14 protein-coding genes are annotated in these 22,146 nt (G+C 56.9%); 13 read left to right on the top strand and 1 reads right to left on the bottom strand.

The genetic code is table 11. The annotated features are described in order from the left end of the window. Positions 1-8: 8 nt before the first annotated feature. The 10 genes from RCO25_RS26330 (at position 9) to RCO25_RS26285 (ending at position 14,444) form a co-directional block, all read left to right on the top strand. Positions 9-2,153, top strand: coding sequence for a YIP1 family protein (locus RCO25_RS26330; protein WP_308999051.1), 2,145 nt, complete (start codon positions 9-11; stop codon positions 2,151-2,153). Next, positions 2,150-4,426: a DUF5696 domain-containing protein gene (locus RCO25_RS26325; RefSeq protein WP_308999050.1), complete on the top strand. Its 2,277-nt coding sequence runs from the start codon at positions 2,150-2,152 to the stop codon at positions 4,424-4,426. Before RCO25_RS26330 ends, RCO25_RS26325 begins: the two co-directional genes overlap by 4 nt. Then, positions 4,423-5,289, top strand: coding sequence for a carbohydrate ABC transporter permease (locus tag RCO25_RS26320; protein ID WP_308999049.1), 867 nt, complete (start codon positions 4,423-4,425; stop codon positions 5,287-5,289). The genes RCO25_RS26325 and RCO25_RS26320 overlap by 4 nt, the downstream gene beginning before the upstream one ends. Before the next feature lie 12 nt (positions 5,290-5,301). Next, the gene (locus RCO25_RS26315) at positions 5,302-6,255 is read left to right on the top strand and encodes a carbohydrate ABC transporter permease (RefSeq protein ID WP_308999048.1); all 954 of its coding nucleotides are present in this window, start codon (positions 5,302-5,304) and stop codon (positions 6,253-6,255) included. Between the two features lie 31 nt (positions 6,256-6,286). Then, positions 6,287-7,708 (top strand): DUF5060 domain-containing protein, encoded by a 1,422-nt coding sequence (locus RCO25_RS26310; RefSeq protein WP_308999047.1) that lies wholly within the window; start codon positions 6,287-6,289, stop codon positions 7,706-7,708. Between the two features lie 14 nt (positions 7,709-7,722). Beyond that, entirely contained in the window at positions 7,723-9,207 is a 1,485-nt protein-coding gene (locus RCO25_RS26305; protein ID WP_308999046.1) for a DUF5605 domain-containing protein, read from the top strand. An 84-nt stretch (positions 9,208-9,291) separates the two neighbouring features. After that, complete coding sequence (locus RCO25_RS26300; protein ID WP_308999045.1) at positions 9,292-11,421, top strand: hypothetical protein; 2,130 nt, start codon at positions 9,292-9,294, stop codon at positions 11,419-11,421. Continuing rightward, positions 11,418-12,308: a 4-hydroxy-tetrahydrodipicolinate synthase gene (dapA, locus tag RCO25_RS26295; protein ID WP_308999044.1), complete on the top strand. Its 891-nt coding sequence runs from the start codon at positions 11,418-11,420 to the stop codon at positions 12,306-12,308. The genes RCO25_RS26300 and dapA overlap by 4 nt, the downstream gene beginning before the upstream one ends. Before the next feature lie 4 nt (positions 12,309-12,312). After that, complete coding sequence (locus RCO25_RS26290) at positions 12,313-13,503, top strand: iron-containing alcohol dehydrogenase (RefSeq protein WP_308999043.1); 1,191 nt, start codon at positions 12,313-12,315, stop codon at positions 13,501-13,503. Positions 13,504-13,514: 11 nt separating this feature from the next. Further along, positions 13,515-14,444 carry a pectinesterase family protein gene (locus RCO25_RS26285; protein WP_308999042.1) on the top strand — a complete coding sequence of 310 codons (930 nt, stop codon included), beginning with the start codon at positions 13,515-13,517 and terminating at the stop codon, positions 14,442-14,444. A gap of 28 nt (positions 14,445-14,472) precedes the next feature. Here RCO25_RS26285 and RCO25_RS26280 read toward each other — a convergent pair whose 3' ends face one another. Further along, entirely contained in the window at positions 14,473-15,456 is a 984-nt protein-coding gene (locus tag RCO25_RS26280; RefSeq protein WP_308999041.1) for a sialidase family protein, read from the bottom strand. A 153-nt stretch (positions 15,457-15,609) separates the two neighbouring features. On the opposite strand from RCO25_RS26280, the gene RCO25_RS26275 reads away from it, so the two are divergent. From RCO25_RS26275 to RCO25_RS26265, 3 genes are read left to right on the top strand one after another with little or no spacing between them, the layout of a single operon-like run. Beyond that, complete coding sequence (locus RCO25_RS26275) at positions 15,610-16,680, top strand: dienelactone hydrolase family protein (RefSeq protein WP_308999040.1); 1,071 nt, start codon at positions 15,610-15,612, stop codon at positions 16,678-16,680. A 31-nt stretch (positions 16,681-16,711) separates the two neighbouring features. Beyond that, positions 16,712-19,429, top strand: a complete 2,718-nt coding sequence (locus RCO25_RS26270) for a family 78 glycoside hydrolase catalytic domain (RefSeq protein ID WP_308999039.1) — start codon at positions 16,712-16,714, stop codon at positions 19,427-19,429. A gap of 2 nt (positions 19,430-19,431) precedes the next feature. Beyond that, positions 19,432-22,140, top strand: coding sequence for a beta-N-acetylhexosaminidase family protein (locus RCO25_RS26265; RefSeq protein ID WP_308999038.1), 2,709 nt, complete (start codon positions 19,432-19,434; stop codon positions 22,138-22,140). Positions 22,141-22,146: the final 6 nt, after the last annotated feature.

Raw genomic sequence — 22,146 nt, 5'->3', positions numbered from 1 at the left:
GAGAAACTATGAAGCCGGCACAATCGAAAATAATCCGTCTCCTGCGGGGCTTGCTGGCCGTGTGCCTCGTATGGATCGTCTTTCCGGCGGTTGTATCCGCCGATTATCCTTATTCAACCAATTACAAATCCGGTACCGGCTCGCTTGTATGGACGCAGGCTGCTTTTGCGCCGGAGCAGGTGCTGGGCAGGGATATATTCGTCCCAGATCCGAAGGATCCTTCCAAACAAATGCAGTCACCGCTCGCGCAGCCCCGCGATCTGTTCATCGACAATCAGGACCGGATCTATGTCGCCGATTCGGGGAACAACAGGATCGTCCTGTTCCAACCGAACGGCGAATTCGACCGGATCCTGCCGGCGGTCGAAGGAACGCCGCTGTCGAATCCGCATGGGCTGCATGTCGACGAGAAAGGCCATATTTATGTCGCCGATACAGGCAACGCCAGGGTCGTGATGCTTGACCGGCAGGGCAAGCTGCTGAAGGAGTATTCGCTTCCGGAATCGAGGTTCATCCCGGAGGATTACCGCTTCGAGCCGATCAAGGTCGCGGTCGATAAGCGCGGATTTTTGTATATCGTATCGCTCGGCAGCTATAACGGGCTGCTGCAGCTCGATCCCGAAGGCGGCTTTGTCCGCTTCTTTGCAGCCAACAAGGTGCCTTTCACCTTCCTTGACTCGATTAAACGAATGTTCTATTCGAAAGAGATGTACGAGAAGCAGCTCAGCAAGCTGCCTCCGGCCATCAACAACGTGAACATCGACGAGCGCGGGTTTACTTACACGGTTTCTTTCGGAGAGAAGTTGAACGAAGATCAGGTGAAGAAGCTGAACAATTCCGGAAAGTATTTCCTCGGCTCCAGCAGCACCTTGGGAGATGGCAACAAAAAGTTCGGTGAATACCGGTTCCGCCAGACCGGACAGATGGTGAATCTGAAGGATATCGCCATCGACGCCAGCGGCAACTTCTCCGTTGTCGACGGAGATTCGAAGATGATCAGCCAATACGATGCGTTCGGCAACCTGCTGTTCTTCTGGTCCGGCGACGCGAGTCCGAATACGACGCAGCTCGGCATCGTAAAAAGCCCGGCGGCCATCGACATCAATTCGCGCAACGAGCTGTTTATTCTGGACGATAACGCGAATCTGATTCAGTCGTACCGTCAAACCGAGTTCGGCGCCCTCGTCTATAAGGCGAATAACCTTACCGTTGACGGCAGGTACAAGGAAGCCGAGCCGCTTTGGCGCGAGGTGCTTCATCTCAACGCGTACTATACGCCCGCTATGGTCGGGCTTGCCCAGTCTGCCTACGCCCGTGGGGATTACGCGGAAGCGAAGAAGCTGTTCCGCGATGCGGGCATTCAGGAGGGCTTCTCGAACGCGTTCTGGCAAATCCGTCTGCAGTGGTTCCAGAACAATTTCGGTTTCTTCATGAACGTGATTATTGCGGCAGCTGTCCTGTATTTCGTTTATAAAATGGCGGCAAAACGTTATCCGATTCTGCTGAATCCGCCGATCCGGCTCCGGCCGCGCTCCCGCTTCCTGGGCCAACTGCGGCATTCGCTTTACGTGCTGAGGCATCCGATCGACGGCTTCTCCGCACTCCGTTACGAGAATAAGGGCAGCTACGTGAGCGCATTCGTCATCCTGGGTCTGGCTTATATTTCTTATGCGGTGTCGCGTTCGTACACGAGCTTCACCTTCAATCTGGAGGCGATCAAGCCGCTCAGCGGAATGACCGTATTTCTCCAGTTTTTCCTGGTCTGGATCGGCTGGGTCATATCCAACTATTTGGTCAGCAGCATTATGCGGGGCGAGGGTCGTTTCATGGACGTGTTTATCGGCAGCGCCTATGCGCTTACGCCGTTTATCGTTGTCGGCCTGCCGCTCACGCTAATTTCCAATGGCATGTCGCTCAGCGAAGCGTCGATTTACAGTTTTCTGCATCAGGGCATGCTCGTCTGGATTTTTCTTCTGCTCGTCTGGAAAGTGCAGTCGCTTCAAAACTACACGGTGGGCGAGACCGTGATCAATTTGCTGTATACGGCCGGTACGATGATTATTATCGGCGTGCTGTGCTTTATTCTGTTCGGTCTTAGCACCGAGCTGCGCAGCTTTATCTATTCGATCCTACAGGAGGTGTCGGCGCGTTGACGGAAGCAAGCAAAACTTACATCAAGCTGCGCAAGCTGCTTCCTTGGGCTGCGATGGCGGCGACAGCGGCGTTGGTCGGCATTTACTTGTGGACCCACTCCGCAAGCTCGGACGAGGGCCGGGCGGAGCAGGTTCAGGCACAGCAGGCTGTCATTCCCGAAGACATTAAGCCAGCCGTAAGCACGAATGGGGAGCTGCCGAACGAAGCCGATTTCGAGCAGGTGGCCGAAAGCGAAACGCTTGTGCTTTATGCAGATAAGAATACCGGACATTTCAAAATCCGGGACAAACGGGACGGGCATGAGCTGCGCTCCTATCCAAACCCTGAGGACTGGCCGTTGGAGACCATTTCCGGTACTTGGAGGAGCCATCTCCTGTCGCCGATCATGCTGGAGACGTTCGAGATCGCCTTGAAGACGGAAGTGAAAGTAAGCAGTTTGCTATCGCTGAACGGCGGCATCATGAGTTGGAAGCCGATCGAGGACGGCTTCGCCGTTACTTTCGCGATGCCATCCATTCAGATGGCGATTCCGATCGAAGTGCGCCTGAGGAACGATTACGTTGAAACCAAGGTAATTGACGCGGAGCTTATCGAAGGCAAGGATTCGCTGATTAATTTGAAGGTATACCCGTTTCTGGGCGCCGAACAGCCCCGCGGGCAGGAGGGGTATTTACTTCTGCCGGACGGTTCGGGCGCGATCTACAAATTCAAGGAAAATATCTCGAACGACCGAAGCGTGTACCGCGAACCGATCTATGGCATAGACAGCGCGTTCAATTCGGTCTATACGAACCGGAAGCCGATTACGATGCCTGTCTACGGTATTAAATCGGGAAGCAGCGCTTTCCTGGCCGTTGTGGATGAAGGAGAGGAATACGGTTACATGTATGCGGCGCCCGCAGGCGTTTACAGCAGGTACGCCTGGGCAACCGTTGAGCATAATTACCGCCTTCAGTACTTTCAGCCGACGACGTATGACAAGCTGTCCGGGTTTTTTACGTACAGCAAAATCAAATTCGGAGGGGACCGCAAGATCCGCTATTACGTCCTGCCCGAATCAGAGAGCGATTATTCCGGCATGGCCGCGAAATACCGCAATTATTTAATGAAAGAGAAGGGCCTGCAGAAGCAGGAGGCAGGCCCTTCGGAGCTTCCGCTGTACCTTGACCTGATCGGCGCAGATTCGGAGAAGGGCTTTCTCCGTAACCGTTATATTACCGGGACGACGACAGACGAAGCGAAGTCGATTCTGGATCGGCTGCATGCGCAGGGCATCCCCCGCCTGGTCGTCACCTACCAAGGCTGGCAGACCGGAAGCGCGAGCCGGATCGGCTTCGGCACGAAGGTCGACAAGCGGCTTGGCGGCAACGACGGCATGCGTAGCTTTGCCGAATACGCGAAGTCGAAGGGTGATACCGTCCTTCTGCAGACGGATTTCACGCTGAACACCGACGGCGACGATTTCGATCCGAAGCGGCAGGCGATGCAGGACCAGGCGGGCTCCATCATGAAGTTCCCGCGCCTGCAGTCGAACGACGAGATTGCGATCGTGAGCCCCAAGGTATCGTTGGACAAGATGGATGACGCTTTGAAGAGCTTCTCATCGCTGGGCGTCGACGGACTTCAGCTTTCGGGAACCGGCTACATGTTGTTCAGCGATTACAACCGCAGATACCGCACAAGCCGGGAAGAGGCCGCGTCGCTGCAAAGCGAGCTGCTGAACACCGTCCAATCGAAGCTTCCTGCGGTAACGGTTACGGGAGGCAACGCCTATGCGCTGCAGGGCGCAGACGCCGTCAGGCAGCTGGCGGGCGACTATTCGTACGACCTGTTCCTGGACGAAGCGGTGCCTTTCGCCCAGATGGCGCTGCACGGCCTTGTGCCGTATACGATGAACTGGGGCAATGCGAGAGACGAGTACCGCAAAGATTTTCTGCGCAGCATCGAATACGGGGCGGCTCCGACTTTTGGCGTCATGCACGCCAAGACGGAGAAGATGAAGAGGGCGTACACAATCTGGCAATACAGCTTGAATTACGAGGAGTGGGAAGCCGAGATCATCGAGGAGTATAAGCGCTTTAACGAAGCGCTTGGAGATGTTCAGGGCCAATTCATGACTTACAACCGGACGGTCGCTCCGAAGGTGAAGGAGTCGGTTTACTCCAATGGGAAGAGGATTATCGTGAACTATAACGATACCGAGGTAACGGTCGAGGGAAGACGGATTCCCGCGCAAGATTTTGTAGTGGTGAAAGGGGGAGAGGCGCAATGAACGGCTGGATCCGTATGAAAAACCGGATGTCGCAGCGATACGAAGGCATATTTCTCATATTGCCCTGGATTATCGGGTTTCTCTTGTTCGTATCGTTCCCTCTCTTCTACTCTCTCTATATGAGCTTTCATAACGTGCGCATTACCGGGAGCGGCATCCTGCACGAATATGTCGGCATTAAGTACTACTACAACATTTTGTTCGAGGACGGCGGCGTCTTCTATGATCAGCTTCTGCCGTTTCTGAGGCAGGTTCTGTTCATGATTCCGATCATCGTCATCTTCTCTTTCATGATTTCGATCATGCTGAATCAAAAGTTTCCGGGGAGGGGCTTGTTCAGAGCGGTGTTCTTCCTGCCGGTCATCTTCTCCTCCGGCAATATCATCGAACGCTTCTTGGGCCAAGGGAGGGGGCAGCTCGGGTTTCTGGAGCAGTTCTCCATCTCGACGGCGCTCACGCAATATTTGCCGGCTTCGTGGGCGGCGCCGATCGTCAGCGTCCTGAACTCGTTCGTCCTTATTTTATGGTATTCCGGCGTGCAGATTCTTCTGTTCCTTGCGGGCCGCCAGACGATTTCATCGTCCGTTTACGAGGCGGCGCGCATCGACGGCGCAAATCCGTGGGAGATGTTCTGGAAAATTACGTTGCCGGCCATGATGCCGTTCGTGCTGCTAAATACGATATACACGGTCGTGGATCTGTTCACCTATCCCGGAAATCCGATCATTGCGAGCGTCAATCCGACGCAATACGGTCCGACTAGCGCCTTGATCTGGGTCTATTTCATCATCATACTGCTGTTCCTGGGTTTGGTGATGCTGCTGCTCGGAAGGGCTGTCCGCGCCACGACGCAAACGAGGTAGGAGGAGAGAAGGATGGAGAAAGTATTGAATATCCTCCGGCAGCGGCAGCAACGTTTGGGCCTGTCCCGACTGGTCGAGCGTCTCCGGTTGCTGCTGTTTGGACGGGAAGCCGATAAAGGACTGCTGTTTCGCGTTTTCATTTACATTGTACTGATTGAAACGGCTTATCTGTATCTCAATCCTATTTTTTATATGATATCCAACATGGTAAAAGGTCTCGACGATTTATTGGATCCGACAGTGAACTGGATACCGACGGCGATTTATTGGGGGCATCTGAAAGAGGCTTGGAAGCTGCTGAACTATCCGACCTCTTTTGGCGTCAGCTTCGGACTGTCCATCGGGGCGTCGCTCTTTCAGCTCGTCGCCTGCGCGATGGCCGGATACGCGTTCGCCAGGGTGAAGTTTCCTTTCAAGCGCTTCTGGTTCGTGTGCCTGATCTTCGCCTTTGTTATTCCGCCGCAGGTAACGGTGCTGCCGCTGATTATCATGTACCGGGAAATAGGCTGGATCGATACGTACTTCCCGATGATTATTCCGGCTTTGTTCGGGCACGGCCTGAAGGGCGCGCTTTATGTCATCATTTACCGCCAGTTTTTCTCCATACTTCCGAAAGAGCTGGAGGAAGCGGCGAAGATCGACGGCGCAAGTCTGTACCGGGTTTTCTTCAAGGTCATGCTTCCGATCGCAACGCCGGCCATTGTCGTCGTCTTCCTGTTCTCTTTCGTCTGGAACTGGAACGACAGTTATTTTCCGATGATGTTCCTGTTCAAAATGCAGGACGTTCCTCTTTCGATCGCGCTTGTAAAGGCGACGGGAGACATCGCAACGGAGGAAGGGAAGCTGTTCGCTCAATCGCTCGACATGGCGAAATCGTTTCTCGCGGTCATGCCGCCGCTGTTGCTGTATCTCTTTACGCAGCGCTGGTTTGTCGAAGGCGTCGAGCGGACCGGGCTAGTGGAATAACAATGATAATGAAGGGAGTGCAAGCAGGCTAATGGGAATGCAAGAAGTGGAACGCTGGGGAATATTCGAGGTTGCCTTATCCGGTCCTGCGGCAGGCAATCCATTTGAGGAGGTCGCCTTATCGGCGACCTTCGAATATCGCAACGACAGGGTAGAGGTCGAAGGCTTCTATGACAGGGACGGTATCTATCGGATCCGGTTTATGCCGGATCGGGAAGGAACGTGGCGCTATGTCACGAAGAGTGCCGTGCCGGAGCTGGACGGCGCGACGGGAAACTTTGTTTGTACGGAGCCGTCACCGGGAAATCACGGGCCCGTAAGGGTCAAGGACGGATATTTGTTCGCTTACGAGGACGGTACGAACTATATGCCGTTTGGCACGACATGCTATCACTGGACTCATACGGGGAACAAGGCGCACGAGCTGCAGACGCTGGAGGAGCTGGAGAAATCTCCGTTCAACAAGGTCAGGATGTGCCTGTTCCCTACGAAGGACATGCGCCCGGAAATGGTCGCGTTCGCAGGGACCTGCCCGGAGGATGCGGACATGACCCGCTTCAATCCGGCGTTCTTCGCCCATCTGGAGGAGCGGATCGCCGATTTGATGAAACTCGGAATGGAAGCCGACCTGATTCTGTTCCATCCCTACGATAAGTCAGGGGGCTGGGGCTTCAACAATATGTCGCGCGAGCAGGATTTCTACTACTTGCGTTACGTTATCGCCCGTTTGGGCGCATTCCGCAACGTCTGGTGGTCGCTTTCCAACGAATATGATTTCAACAAAATGAAGACGATTGAGGATTGGGACCGGCTGCTGCTATACGTGCAGCGGAAGGATCCGTATCAGCGGCTTCGTTCGATTCATAATGGCACGAAAATGTACGAGATATCTTCTTTGTACGATTTCTCCAAGTCATGGCTTACCCACCAGAGCATCCAGCATTGGGATTCCGTCCTGACCACCGAATGGCGGGCTGCCGTTCGCAAGCCGATCGTTGTCGACGAAATTTCCTACGAGGGCAACGTCGCCAAGCGGTGGGGGAACATCTCGGGACTCGAGCTGATGCATCGTTATTGGGAGGGGCTTACGAGAGGCGGCTTTATCGCCCACGGCGAATGCTTCGATAATAAGCCGACCAAAGCCTGGATTTCGACTGGAGGCCGTATGTACGGAGAAAGCCCGGAGCGGATCCGGTTTCTGCGCCGGCTGATGGAGGAAGGTCCGGAGGATTGGATGGCGGCGCGCCAGGAAGGCTCCTATGCGCTTCTGTATCTGGGCAAATACCGCCTTACGTCCTACAAGATCCCGATGTCCCCCGACCGGGTATACCGGATCGAGCTTATCGATATTTGGGACATGTCGGTCACGCCGCTTGACGGCACTTTCGCGGGACAGAGCGATCTGGCTCTGCCGGCTAAACCTTACACCGCTTTGCGCGTGAAAGCAGTTTGAGAGGAGAGAACGAAGTGATTCAATACCAAGATGCAGTAGAGCGATATGGAATATTCGAGCTAAGGATGAAGGGGAACGAGGACGATCGGCTATATGCGGATTCGGGACTCCGGGCCGAATTCAGCAATGGGGAGCGCCATTTCGAAGCCGAAGGCTTCTATGACGGCGACGGACGGCTGTTAATCCGGTTCATGCCGGACGAGGAGGGCGACTGGTCGTTCTGCGTCGAGGGGGCGTCTGCACCGTCCGGCGGTTATGCCGGACAATTCCGGTGCTTGCCGGCGGGAGACGGTAATCACGGGCCGGTGAGGGTGTTCGGCGCAACACATTTCGCCTATGCGGACGGCAAGCCTTACACGCCGTTCGGAACGCTGCTTGCCGCATGGCATGTGCAGGACGGCTCGAGCCGCGCACGGACGATCCGGTCGCTGGAAGCATTGCCCTTTAATAAAGCGCGTATGAGCGTTATTCCGGAAGCCGGGCATGCGGCGACCGGCGAGCCGGCTATTTCCCCGTTCGCCGCCAGCCCGGACGGACAGCCGGACGGCGATCGCTTCGAGCCGGCTTATTTCGCCAGGCTGGAGGAGTGCTTGGAGAGCCTTTCCCGTATCGGCGTGGAAGCCGAGCTAATCCTATTTCCCGCAGGTCTGGAGCGGGAAGGAGCCATTCGGCTGACGCCGGAGCAGGAAGAGCGATACATCCGATACGCAGTCTCCCGCTTGTCCGCCTACCGCAACGTCTGGTGGACAATGGCGGATTTGGGCGACGGCTGCGGGCAGCGGCAGGACGCCGATTGGCGAACCTATTTCCGTACGCTTCGCGAATGCGATTACGGTCATCATCTGACCACGATCCACGGCATTCCTTCCGCGTTCGATTGGGGCGTTCCGTGGCTGACGCATGTCAGTCTCCGCCAGGAGGACGTGATGATTGCTTCGGACTTCACGCTGCAGTACGAGAAGCCGATCGTCATAGACGATTGCGGCCGCGAGGGGACGGGATCGAATCCGATGGACGCGCTCACCGCTGAAGATATGTTGTACCGGATCTGGGAGGGCCTATCGCGCGGAGGCTTTGCGGCCCATGGGGAAACGCTTCGCCGTGCGGATGGAACCAGCTGGTCGGTTCATGGCGGCGAGCTGCTCGGCGAGAGCGGGGCGCGGATCGCTTTTCTCCGCGGTCTGCTGGAGGATGCTCCAAGCTGTCTGACTTACAGCAGATTTAGCCACGATGCTTCGACCCTGGTACAGAAGGGCGAATATTATTTGCAGTATTACGGGCCTCATCGCTTTACGTCGCGAGCCTTCGCCATGCAAGAGGGCGAATTTGCGGTGGATCTCATCGATACATGGAACATGACGGTCGAACGGTTGGACCAAACCTACCAGCAGCGGTTTCAAATCAAGCTGCCCGGCGAGCTCCACGGCGCGCTCCGGGTGCGAAAAATCGGAGAAAGCACGCCGCTGGACGAACCGGATAAGGAACAAGTGACGGCTTAGCATAGAGAAGACCGAACCGTCCGGCAGGGCGACTGTCCGGAACCGGAAGGCGATGGAACGGAAAACGGAAGGAGACCGCTGGAAATGAACGCATACCGTATAACGAGTCCGGCTGAGAATCGAAACGTTAACGTTTGGCAGTCCGACAACGATGTCTATATCCAATTGTCCCGCGAAGGAGAAGCCGAGTCTTATTTCAAAAATTCGCTGGGGCGCATGGCGGTATACTCCGAGGGACGCCCATGGTGCGAAGAGCGGCTCCGGTTCAATGCCGTGCAAATCGAGAGGCAAGGCGGCACGCTGCGAATCGAGGCGGACGGCGGCGACCTGTTCCTGACTCTGGAGCTGGCGTTCGATTCGGAAGGGATGCTTCGGGCCGGCGCCGTCTGGGAGAACCGCACGGGCCGGACGATACGCGACGCCGCGGTCGGCCTCGAATGGGAGCTGGCCGCGAACGGCACGGATAACGTGACGATTCCGCATATGATCTACAACAACAACCCGTCGGCCGACCCCGCTAGACTCGTGCCGCATCTCGGCGTTGGAGAAAGCAATGGCTTTATTTGCGAGGAGCACAGGCTCCCGATTCCATGCGTGAACGTCGAGTGGACGGAGAAGGGCTCCGAAGGGCGTCGGTTCTTGACGATGTACTCTCTTCCTTCCTATATCGAGCTGCCGGACGGCACCGTCCATTACGGCTCGCTCGGCGCCTACAAACGGGAAGGATGCGTCGCCATTGCGGCGATGAGCGGCGTTCTGATGTTCAACGGCGAGAAGGACATCGTATACGTCAGCAAAAGCAAAATCGAGCCATACTCCGGCGGCTATACGGATTTTGCGCCGGGCTTCGCGCTCGAGAAGAGTTATGTGCTGGAATGGGGGCCGCAGCAAGCGCCCGGCCGCGCCTTCTCGCAAGCCGTTCACCGCGCCGTTAAGCTGTACGATCCGCATGGAGCCGAGCCTCATACGCTGGAGGAGCTGATCCGGCTGAAGACGGCTGCCATGGATGACCGGTGGAGGGAGACGGACCGGGCAGCCGGCTATGTCAAGTTCAACGACCGAAATTCATTCGGGCTCGTATCGAAGCACGGGCTTCACTACATGTACGGATGGACAGGACAATGCTTGAAGCTGGCCTGGTGCGACGCTTTCCTCGGCTTCGACGGACAAATGCGCGAGCGTATCGAGCGCTGCAGGAAAGCTGTTGAATTTTACCTCGCCGAGAGCGGCACTTCGGTGCCCGGACTCCGGAACGGAGCGTACCATTTGTCGGACGGCCGCTGGGACAATTTCCGCTGGCAGCAGGAGCCCGTCATCTCGAGCCGCGCCTTCGGCGAAACCGTCAGCGACCTGGCCGATATCATTTTGCTGTTCCGCAGCAGGGGGGAGCAAGTGCCTTCGTCATGGACAGCGGCGCTGGAGCAGTCCGCGGCTTTCCTGCTGGGGGCAATATTGCCGGCAGGCATTTTTCCGGCATCATGGCGGCTGGACGGAATCGCGGCGGACACGGAAATTACGGCCGCCGGCATTCCGTGCCTGATCGCGTTAATTAAAGCCTGGCAGGTAACGGGCGCGCAGACGTACCTTGATGCCTCCCGCGCCTGCATGGAGCGCTATTACGTTCTGCATGCGGAAACGTTCGAGCGGCCTTTCGCACGGTCTACGCTTGACGCAAGATGCGAGGACAAGGAAGCAGGCATGTTTTTCTTCCTCGCGGCTTACGAGCTCTTCCGTCTTACCGGCGAGGCCAAATTCCGCAAATGGGCGGAGATAGCTGGAGATTGGCAGCTCACCTACGTCTATATGTGGAACCCTGCCTATGATCGCGGCACGGCATTCAGAGAGCATGGCTTTCAGGCGGTCGGTTGGCCCGGGGTGAGCGTGCAGAACCATCATCTCGACGTCTTTTTCCCTACTTTCGAGTTGTGGCAATTTGGTCTCCTCACCGGCAACGAGATGTACGTGCGTCTGGCGCGGACGATCTTCGGCGCGCTTGGCCAAGGCATATGCACCGAGCCGGGCGAGTGGGGCTTTACCGTCGTGGGAGAACAGGCGGAAGGCTTCTTCCAGTCCAACTTCCAGGGAAGAGGCCGTTCCAACACTTGGAACCCGTCTTGGATCATTTCTGAAGTGCTGCATCATGCCCTTCGCTTTCGCGAGGCATCGGATAAGGGAAAAATCCCACATTATTGTGAAGGAGTTAAACGAACATGATCAGACCTCACGGCATTATACCAGCCATGGTGACGCCTTTCGACGAAGAGGGGCGCCTTAACGAAACCGTCGTCCGCCAAATGATTCGGCGCTTGCTTCAGGCAGGGGCGCACGGCATTTTCGTCCTCGGGACGAATGGTGAATTTTTCGCGTTGACGGAAAACGAGAAGACGGAGCTTGTCCGAATCGCGGCCGACGAGATCGGCGGAGCCGTTCCGCTCTATGCCGGATCCGGCGCGATTACGACGGCCGAGACTGTCCGGTTGTCTCGCAGACTGGAGGAAGCGGGCGCCGACGTCTTATCCGTCATTACGCCTTACTTCGTTCCATTGAACCAAAAGGAGCTTTACCGGCACTTTGAAGCGACGGCGGGCTCGACCGCTTTGCCGATCGTTCTCTATAATATTCCTGCGCGCACGGGCATCATGCTGGAGGCGGACACCGTGGCGTCGTTGTCCCGCATTTCCAATATCGTCGGCGTGAAGGATTCAAGCGGCAACTACGAGCATGTGCTTCAGCTTATTCAACAATCGGGTCCCGACTTCGCAGTTCTCGCCGGTACGGATTCGTTTATTTTGTCGACCCTGCTTGCGGGGGGCGCAGGCGCGATTGCGGCCTCCGCCAACGTCGCACCGGAAACGGTTGTCTCGATTTACAGGCATTGGCGGGAAGGGCGGTTGGAGAAAGCCGCAAAGTCGCAAGCCGACATCGCGGCGGTTCGCAAGCTGATGCAGCTCGGAACGGTGCCTGCAGGGCTCAAGGAAATGATGCGGCAGCTGAGAATCGAAGTCGGCTCGCCTCGTTTGCCGGTCCAGCCTGTCAGCGAAGCGGCGATGAATACCATTGCGGCAGGCCTGCGCGCGGCTGGCATCCTGAAGGAGGGGTAGCCTCTTGATTACATTATTTCAAACCGCTGGTTCGATCCTTGCGGGTGCGGGCTCATTCCGCTCTGTCGCCGGGCAAATTCGGTCGCAGCTCGGATCGGTCAGGCGCGCGCTTCTCGTTACAAGCCCGAGCATCAGGAGGAACGGCTGGGCGGAAGAGCTGCGAAAGCAGCTCGCCAGCACTGGGATCGTCGCGGACATCCTGGAGGACGACATACGCCCCGAACCTGCGGCGGGCGATATTGAATCGATGCATGCAAAAATCGGAGGAGAAACGTTCGACGTCTATATCGGACTCGGCGGCGGAAGCGTGCTGGACGCGACGAAGCTGCTGGCGGCGCTGGCGACGAACAATCGGCCGCTGGAGAGCATGCTGGGCACCGACAACATCGAAAACGACGGCATTCCGACCGTGCTCATTCCAACAACGTCAGGCACTGGATCGGAGGTTACCCCGAATGCCATCGTTACGCTTCCGGAGCGGCAATTGAAAATCGGAATCGTTAGCCGCAGGTTGTACCCGAAGCTTGCGGTACTGGACCCCGAGCTTACGCTTACGCTTCCGAAGGCCGTGACGGCTGCGACGGGAATGGACGCCTTCACCCATGCGCTGGAGTCTTTCATCGGCAGGAAAGCGAATCCGATCAGCGACATGTTCGCGCTTGAAGCGATAAGGCTTATTAGCGGAAGTATTATTGAAGCTTACGAGAACGGAAGCTCGATCGCTGCGCGTTCGGCGATGCTGTACGGCTCCGCTTACGGGGGCATGGCACTTGCGGCTTCGGGAACGGCCGCCGTGCATGCGTTGGCCTACCCGCTCGGCGGCCGTTTCGGCATCGCGCACGGCGTCGCGAACGCGATGCTGCTGCCGCATGTCATGGAGGCGCAGCTCGACGCCGTCGCAAGCCGCCTCTCGCTCGCCGCAGAGGCGATGCGGCAAGGAACAGGCTCCATCGGCGATTGCTCGAACGATGCCGGAACCGAAGCGGAATGGGCGCTCGAACAGCTTGCAGAATGGACGCGGCGGGTTGGCATTCCGCAAAATCTGGCGGAATACGGAATTACGGAGCCCGATCTTCCATCTTTGGCCGAAAGCGCGTCCCATGTGACTCGACTCATGGATAATAATCCAAAATCATTTACCCTCGGCGAGCTTGAGCGGATTTACCGCAAGCTTCTGCCCGTTGAAGGAATATAGGAGGTGCTAATATGCGAACGATTGTGGTGGACCAAAACGGGAACGGCGATTGCCGGACCGTTACGGAAGCGGTCGCGGCCGCGCCGGATTATGCTTCCGAACGAACTTTGATTATGGTGAGAAACGGGCATTACAAGGAGAAAGTAACCGTTTCGCCAAGCAAAACCAATTTGTGCATGATGGGAGAAAGTCGTGACGGGGCCGTCATCGTATTCGACGATTCCGTTTCGACAGTCAAGCCGGACGGCGAGAAAATGACAACGTACGATACGCCGTCCTTCACGATATTGGCGGATGATTTTTATGCCGAGAATCTGACCTTCGCCAATTCGGCCAGCAGGCAGGAGCCTAGAGGTCAGGCGCTTGCGCTGCATGCGGAGGGAGACCGGGCCGTCTTCCGGAACGTCGCGATTCTCGGCCATCAGGATACGCTGTATACGCCGGGAAACGGCAGGCAATTTTACGATGGCTGTTATATCGAGGGGACCGTCGACTTCGTGTTCGGGTCCGCGACAGCTGTGTTCAAGGATTGCGAGCTCCATAGTCTCAATCGTCATAACGGCTATGTGACGGCATCTTCTACAGGGGAATCCCAGCCTTACGGTTACGTCTTTCTGAACTGCAGGCTTACGGGTGCAGCGCCTCCCGCGACCGTCAGTCTAGGGCGGCCGTGGCGGCCGTACGGAAGCGCGATTTTCGTCCATACTTGGATGGGAAGCCATATCCGTCCGGAAGGATGGGATAACTGGCGAGATCCGGCAAAGGAGAAGACGTCGCGGTACGCGGAATACGGAAGCACGGGACCGGGAGCGGAGAAAGCGGTCCGAGTCGGATGGGCCAGGTATCTGTCGGAAGAAGAGGCTTCCGCATTGACGGCACGAGGCGTACTTGAAGGCCGCGACGGCTGGAATCCGGAAGAGGCGCGCGCCGCAGCCATATAAGCTGGTTGATACAGGGATCGTTCGCTGACTACACTTTCTTCACGATATGGCAGAAAGCGATTCGCTCCCTTCTCCAGGTATAGCTTATATTAATGTCGTTTCCATGAGCGACGACAGCGGGATACGAATATTGGCTGATGCCCGAATCGAGCGGAAGCTCCTCGCCCCATGTCGCGCCGTCGTCGCGGGATATCCGGAGGACGAGCGGGCTTCGGGGGCCTTTCCCCTTCGGGTCGCCCTCGCGAGGCCGAGTCGGATTATAGGCCATAGCAAGCGATCCGTCTGGGAGCTGCGCAAGATCGAAGCCGCTGTTGTTGTTCGGCATGTCGGTCGGATAAGCCTCGCACCAGGTGAGGCCGCCGTCCTGCGAATCGCTGCGGTACATGGCGCCTTCGGTGCTCCGGGCCAGCAGGTGGACAGAGCCGTCCTCCGACTCCCAGAGCGTCGGCTGAATGATGCCCTTTAACTTCAGCTTGCTGTGATCGAGCGGAACGGTTGCCGTCTGTGCCCACGTATCGCCTTGATCGCAGGAAATATCGATAAAAGCGTCCCAGGCGGGCTCAAGCGAATTCGGTGCGAGAAGCGTGCCGTTCCGAAGCGCGATCGGCTTGTTCTTGACAGGGCCCCGTCCCCCGATGTCGCCGGTCACAAGCTCCTTGGGCTCGGACCAGGAATGGCCGTAATCGTCAGAATGGATGATGCGGGTGTTCCATTCGGCAACTCGGGCCCCGGCCTTGTAGAAGAGCAGCAGTCTGCCGTCAGGCCTGAGATATAGGACGGGATTCCAATGCGGGAGACCTTCCTCGTCCGCGACTTTGACCGGAGCGGACCATTGGCCAGCCGCTCTGCGCGCCGTCCAGATCGCCACGTCGGGTGCACCCTCGCGGGAGCCTCCGAACCAGGCGGCCAGCAAGTCGCCGCCGGCCAGGACAACAAGCGTTGACGCATGGCAGCTCGCGAAAGGGCGATTGTCTTCAAATATAAATTCTTTTGTTTTTACCGATAACATCATGAAACAAAAACACCTCCGAAAATGATTTACGATGACTGACCCCTAGGGGAAGCCGTTACATAACAAGCGTATGACGGGGAATGACCCGTTTCAATTGGGCATTCCGGTACGCAGTGCCTGCGATAGCGCTTATTTGGGAGAGGAGTTTGCGAGATGTGGAATCCCGACACTTTTATGGAAATGCTGTATGAACGGTCCGCAGCGACAAGAAAGAAGCATGCCGGGCTTGGACATGAGGAGCGGAAAGAGATGCTGAAGGATCGGCTGAGGGCAACGCTTGGCTCGTTCGAGGAAATGCGTGCGCCGCTCGATCCGATCCTTCTGGAACGGATCGAGTATGACGATTATGTCCGGGAGCGCGTCGAGATCGGAACGGCGACCGGACTTCGTATGCCGGTTTACGTTCTCATTCCTAAGGTTCTGAACAAGCACAGCCGGTCAGGGGAGCTGCCCGGGAATCCTCCCGGCAAGCTTCCCGGCATGCTTGCGCTGCACGGACACGGCTACGGAAGCCGCGAGGTCGTGGGACTTGCCCCCGACGGGACGATGCGTGAGACGAAGGGCGGGCACAACAGCTTCGCATTGGAGCTTGCACGGAGAGGCCATATCGTCGCGGCGCCGGAAATGATCGGCCTTGGCGATCGCAAGCTGCTCCGCGATACCGTCCCCGGCAAAGAAAGAAGCTCATGCGCTTCCTTAACGGGGCAATTGCTCATGTTTGGCATGTCCATTGCGGGGCTGCGCGTCTTCGAAGCGATCAGGACGCTCGATTACCTCGCGATGCGGGCAGAGGCGGATCCCGATAAATTGGGCTGTATGGGCTTCTCCGGCGGCGGCGTGGTCGCAGCGTACGCGGCGGCTCTCGACGAGCGGATCAGTGCTGCCGTCCTGTGCGGATTTACCAACACATACAAAGGGAGCATTCTATCGATTAACCACTGTATCGATAATTTCATTCCCGGAGTACTTGACTACGCCGAGCTACCCGATTTGATCGGGCTCATTACGCCGCGTCATCTCTTCATCGAATCGGGCGAGAACGACCCGATATTCCCTGCCGCAACCGTTAGGGAAGCCGTCGGGATTGTGCGGGACATCTACCGTGATGAAGGGGCGGAACGCAGGCTGCAATACGATATTTTCCCCGGTGTCCACGAGGTTAGCGGACGGGTCGCTTATCCATGGCTTCTCTCCGCATGGGAATCGGACGCGACGAAGCTTTAAATTAGAGAAATCAATAGGAGGAACCACTGTCATGACTACCTTACGAGTTATTGCGTGTAAAACCGAATACGCGCACAACCCTCTAGGACTAGATCTTCCCAGCCCCCGTTTGTTCTGGCGGCTGGCTGCGGACGACCGCGCGGTAAAACAGCAGGCTTACCGTATTCTTGTCGCCTCGTCTGAGGAGAAACTAGCTCTGGATCAGGGTGATATGTGGGATAGCGGCGTTGTAACGTCAGACCGTTCGACGCATATTTCCTATGACGGCAGCGCGCTTCGATCCGGAGAACGCTATTACTGGAAGGTCCGCGTATGGGATGACAGGAACCGCCTGTCGGAATGGAGCGAGCCGGCATACTGGACGATGGGACTGCTATCCCGCGGAGAATGGAAGGCAAGCTGGATCGGCAGAAAATCGCAGCAAGAGCTGGACTTTCAACCGACGCCATACATGCGCAAGTCGTTTTTCCTTGCGAAGAAGATACGCCGTGCAACGATATATGCCACTGCGCTCGGCTTGTACCGGCTGTCGGTAAACGGAAACACGGTCAGCGATCATTTCGCGCCGGGCTGGACCGATTATGACAAGCGCGTGCAAGTGTATGCCTATGACATCACGGATATGCTGAGGGCAGGCGACAATGCATTCGGCGTGATCCTCGGCGACGGCTGGTATGCGGGGACGGTCGGTTTTCTCGGACGGCATGTTTACGGCGAACGTCCTTTTTTCCTGCTGCAGGCGGTTATTGAATACGCGGACGGCGGCAGCGAACGTATCGTGACGGACGGGTCCTGGAGAACGGGGGCTGGACCGATCCGGTATTCGGATATGATCAAAGGCGAGACCTATGATGCCAGACTCGAGCGGAGCGGCTGGGACGAACCAGGGTTCGACGATTCCGAATGGGAGATGCCGGACCTGAGGTCAGGCTATAACGGCCTGCTCAGCGCGGGATTGGAACCTCCGGTAACGATCGCCATGACGATCGAGCCGATCAGCGTAAGGAAGACCGGGGCGGGAACCTTTATCTACGATATGGGGCAAAACATGGTCGGCTGGTCGGAGGTGACGGTGCAGGGCGAAGCTGGAACGCGGATTACTTTAAGCCATGCCGAAATGCTGAATCCTGACGGCTCGCTGTATCTGGACAATTTGCGGGTGGCCGTTCAGCAGGATCATTACATTCTTAAGGGCATTGGCACCGAACGGTACGAGCCGCTGTTCACCTTCCACGGCTTTCGCTACGTCGAGCTGATTGACTATCCCGGCGAGGCGGATCTTACGACGATCACAGGAAAGGTCGTTCATTCCGGCATGCCGGTGAACGGCAGCCTGGTGACGTCCGATCCGATGGTCAACAAGCTGTATTCCAATATCGTATGGGGTCAACGAGGCAACTTTCTGTCCGTCCCTACGGATTGCCCGCAGCGTGACGAAAGGCTGGGCTGGACGGGAGACGCGCAAATCTTCGCCCGGACAGCCTCGTATAATATGGATGTATCCAGATTTTTCACCAAATATATGAGGGATATCGTCGATGCGCAGCTGCCTTCCGGCGCCTTTACGGACGTCGCGCCCGACGCCGGATGGATCCGTCATAAAATGTGGAACACGAGGCTTAACTGGTTCGCGCCAGATAACGCGGGCTGGGGCGATGCCGGCGTCATTATTCCGTGGACGCTTTATCTGATGTACGGCGACACGCGCATTCTCGAGGAAAACTACGAGGCGATGAAACGTTGGGTGAGCTACTTGAAGGCTAACAGCAGCGATCTCATCCGTCCCGATTATGCAAACTATGGCGATTGGCTGTCGATCGACGCCGACACCCCAAACGAAGTATTGGCCACCGCGTATTTTGGCTACAGCACGAAGCTGCTGGCGGACATCGCCGGCGTGTTAGGCAGGACGGAAGATCGCAGCCGTTACGGCACGCTGTTCGAAGAAATCGCGGAGGCATTCCGTTCTGAATTCGTCTCGGGCGACGGGTTCATTCGCGGCGATACACAGACTGTGTATGTACTGGCACTGCAGTTCGGCCTGCTAACGGAGAAATTGAGGCTAAAGGCGACAAGCCGCCTGACGGAAAATATCAAGGCACGCGGCAACCGCCTGTCGACCGGCTTTCTTGGTGTGGGTTATCTGCTTCCAGCCCTTACGGAAAGCGGTGAATTGGACATCGCTTATGAGCTGCTCACGCAGGAAGCGTTCCCGTCGTGGATGTATTCCATTAAGCACGGAGCCACGACGATCTGGGAAAGATGGGACGGCTGGACGGAGGAGAAGGGCTTTCAAACGCCTTCTATGAATTCCTTCAACCATTATTCGCTCGGTTCGGTAGGAGAATGGATGTTCCGCTATATGGCCGGAATAGAAGCCGATCCGGCGGATCCCGGTTTCCGCCATGCCATTATCCGTCCGAGACCCGGAGGACGGCTGAACCGGGTGAAGGCCGAGTACGAATCGCTTTACGGGACGATCTCCGTCGAATGGAAGCTGGAAAACGACAATCGCCTGGAGCTTGAAGTCGAGGTGCCCGCGAACGCGAGTGCGACGGTGTACGTGCCGGGGGCAGGTGTAATTTCGGATGGCGAGGACAGAGGGAACCCTGCTGCAGGCTGTGCGCTTTTGACACAGGAGGAGTATCGATCCATTTACCGTCTCGGCTCGGGCAAGTACCGTTTTACAAGTACATTCGGAGCCGCTAGCAGCTCTATGTTAAATATGAAGAAGGAAGCGGAGGTATAAGGATGAAGAAAATCTGTTTGGGTATTCAGGAGAGCGCATCGCCCCGGCTGGTTCACGGCTTGAAGCTGCTTACGGAAGCTTTGGAGGAATGCGGCTGCTTGGCGGAGGTTGCGGAGGGGGCGTGGAGCTCCCTGACTTACCGGAATCGGCCGGAGCCCAAAATCTATATCGGCAACCGGGAGGAGTCGGAGTTTATCCGCTCGCTTGAGCGTCAAGAGGTTCTTATCTATCATGCGAAGGAGCCGGGCAAAGAAGGCTTCTATATCGCCACGCTGCCGGGGAACCTTATCGTCGTTTCGGGAGGGAACGATACCGGCGCATTGTACGGAGCCCAGGAGCTGGCCGAACGGGTTCGCCGTGCGGGGCGGATCCCGGATTTGCTTGCGCATGGCGAAACGCCGGACTTCGTGCTTCGCGGTCCGGTGCTCGGCCTGCAAAAGACGGAAATCGAACCTCCCCGCCGCACTTACGAATACCCGATTACGCCGGATCGCTTCCCTTGGTTTTACGATAAAGCGCTGTGGCTCGAATATCTGGATATGCTCTGCGCGCAGCGAAGCAATGTCGTGTACATTTGGTCGGGTCATCCTTTCTCCTCATTAGTGAAGCTGAAGGATTATCCGGAAGCGCTGGAAATTACGGAAGAGGAATATAAACTCAACGTCGAGACGTTCGGCTGGCTGACGGAAGAAGCGGACAAACGAGGCATCTGGGTCGTGCTGAATTTCTACAATATTCATATTCCGCTGCCGTTCGCTGAAAAGCACGGCCTGGAGCTACATCAGCCGAAGCCGCTTCCGATCACCGCCGATTACACGCGAAAGGCAGTAGCGGAATTCGTGAGGTCCTACCCTAGCGTCGGACTCATGCTATGCCTGGGCGAGGCGCTGCAGGGCAGCGTCTACGGCGCCGAATGGTTCACGGAGACTATTCTGGCGGGCGTTAACGAAGGTCTTCGGGATCTGAATGTAAAGGAACGTCCGCCGATCATCCTCCGCGCTCACGCGGTCAAGGCCGAGCCGATTATCGAGAAGGCGATTCCGCTTTACCCGAATTTATTTACCGAGGCTAAGTACAACGGCGAGTCGCTTACGACCTGGACGCCGAGAGGCGGCTGGAAGCAGACGCATAACAACCTGAGCGAGATGCAGTCGGTTCATATCGTCAACGTCCACGTTCTCGCCAATTTGGAACCGTTCCGCTACGGCTCGCCGGCCTTCATTCAGAAAAGCATGCAGGCGGCGAAGCATCGGCAGAGGGCGAACGGCCTGCACGTCTATCCGCTGTTTTTCTGGGATTGGCCTTACAGCGGAGACAAGACGACGCCGAGATTGAAGCAGGCGCAGCGCGATTGGATCTGGTATGCCGCATGGGCGCGTTATGCCTGGAACCCCGACCGTGATCCGGAGACGGAACGCCACTATTGGATCGAAGAGCTTGCTGCGCGGTTTGGGTCCCGGGAAGCGGGCGCAGCGCTGCTTGAAGCGTATGACGCCTTCGGCGAATGCTCGCCGCAACTTCTTCGCCGCTTCGGTATTACGGAGGGCAACCGGCAGACCTTGTCTCTCGGCATGAAAATGAGCCAATTGACCAATCCGGACCGCTATTCGCCCTATAGGGCGCTATGGGAGGATCACGCGCCGCAGGGCGAGCGGCTGGAATTGTATGTCCAGAGAGAGCTGGCGGACGAGCCCCATATCGGGGAGACGCCGATCGATGTCGTCGAATCGGTCGAGCTGTTTGCAGAGCAGGCATGGACGGCAATCCGGCGCGCAAGCTTGCATATTGTACGCAATAGGGAAGAATTCGATCGGATTGCAAGCGATGTGGAAGCGATCCGGTATATGGTGCGTTTCTACGGCGCCAAGGTGCGGGCCGCCATCCAAGTGTTATCGTACAAACTCACGGTGAACGGCAGCTACCTGGAACACACGGATCTATTGGAGGATGCCGTTCCTTATCTGCAGGAAAGCGTTGAATGGTACCGTAAGCTGACCGGGCTGACCGAGAAAACCTATCTGTACGCGAACAGCATGCTGACGCCGCATCGTAAAATTCCGGTTCCCGACGGCCGGAAATACAAGCATTGGACGGACTGCCTACCGGTATACGAAGAGGAGCTCGCGAGTTTTCAAGCCAGAGTGAACGACCTGAAGACAGGAAAGCTGCCCTCGCAGGTAAGCGGGGAAGTGAAGATCGAGCCGTACCGGCAAGCCGCCTTCCGGCTGACGTCCCCCGGCATGGAGACGTATACGCTTTCGAAGGACAGCTTGCTCTTCACAGACGGCGAGGTCTACGTGCAAAGCTGCGCGGAGGAGCTCGAAGGCTTGACCGGCATTCGGTTCAGCCGCGCGGAAGCGGCGAAGGGCGGGATGACCGTCAAGTTCGAGACGGATACGCCGGTTCGTCTGCTGGTCGGCTATTTCAATTCCTCCGACGAGCAGTGGCTTCAGGTGCCGACACTGGACGAGAATACGCATGCGGATGATCAAGGCGGATTATCTCCTATTTTGCGAAAAGGGATCAAACCCTCCTTTTACCCGAGCGTTAACGTTCATGCGTTCATGTTCAAGGGCGGAAGTAACACGCTAAACCTGGGCAAAGGCGCCTTCGCGGTGCTCGGCGTCGTCGCTGCCGAGCAGGCGCTGAAGGAGCGGGACGTATCGCCGTTCAGCGAAAGCTCCCGCTCGCTCGATTGGTTATATATATGAGATCGA

This window comes from Paenibacillus sp. LHD-38 (assembly GCF_031157315.1).
Classification (GTDB): domain Bacteria; phylum Bacillota; class Bacilli; order Paenibacillales; family Paenibacillaceae; genus Pristimantibacillus.
This window is presented reverse-complemented; position numbering and strand designations above follow the sequence as displayed.

Coding starts and splice junctions, on each gene's coding strand:
- RCO25_RS26270 (WP_308999039.1), top strand. CDS start 16,712: ATGACTACCTTACGAGTTATTGCGTGTAAAACCGAATACGCGCACAAC.
- RCO25_RS26280 (WP_308999041.1), bottom strand. CDS start 15,456: ATGATGTTATCGGTAAAAACAAAAGAATTTATATTTGAAGACAATCGC.
- RCO25_RS26300 (WP_308999045.1), top strand. CDS start 9,292: ATGAACGCATACCGTATAACGAGTCCGGCTGAGAATCGAAACGTTAAC.
- RCO25_RS26330 (WP_308999051.1), top strand. CDS start 9: ATGAAGCCGGCACAATCGAAAATAATCCGTCTCCTGCGGGGCTTGCTG.
- dapA (WP_308999044.1), top strand. CDS start 11,418: ATGATCAGACCTCACGGCATTATACCAGCCATGGTGACGCCTTTCGAC.
- RCO25_RS26320 (WP_308999049.1), top strand. CDS start 4,423: ATGAACGGCTGGATCCGTATGAAAAACCGGATGTCGCAGCGATACGAA.
- RCO25_RS26315 (WP_308999048.1), top strand. CDS start 5,302: ATGGAGAAAGTATTGAATATCCTCCGGCAGCGGCAGCAACGTTTGGGC.
- RCO25_RS26310 (WP_308999047.1), top strand. CDS start 6,287: ATGGGAATGCAAGAAGTGGAACGCTGGGGAATATTCGAGGTTGCCTTA.
- RCO25_RS26265 (WP_308999038.1), top strand. CDS start 19,432: ATGAAGAAAATCTGTTTGGGTATTCAGGAGAGCGCATCGCCCCGGCTG.
- RCO25_RS26275 (WP_308999040.1), top strand. CDS start 15,610: ATGTGGAATCCCGACACTTTTATGGAAATGCTGTATGAACGGTCCGCA.
- RCO25_RS26285 (WP_308999042.1), top strand. CDS start 13,515: ATGCGAACGATTGTGGTGGACCAAAACGGGAACGGCGATTGCCGGACC.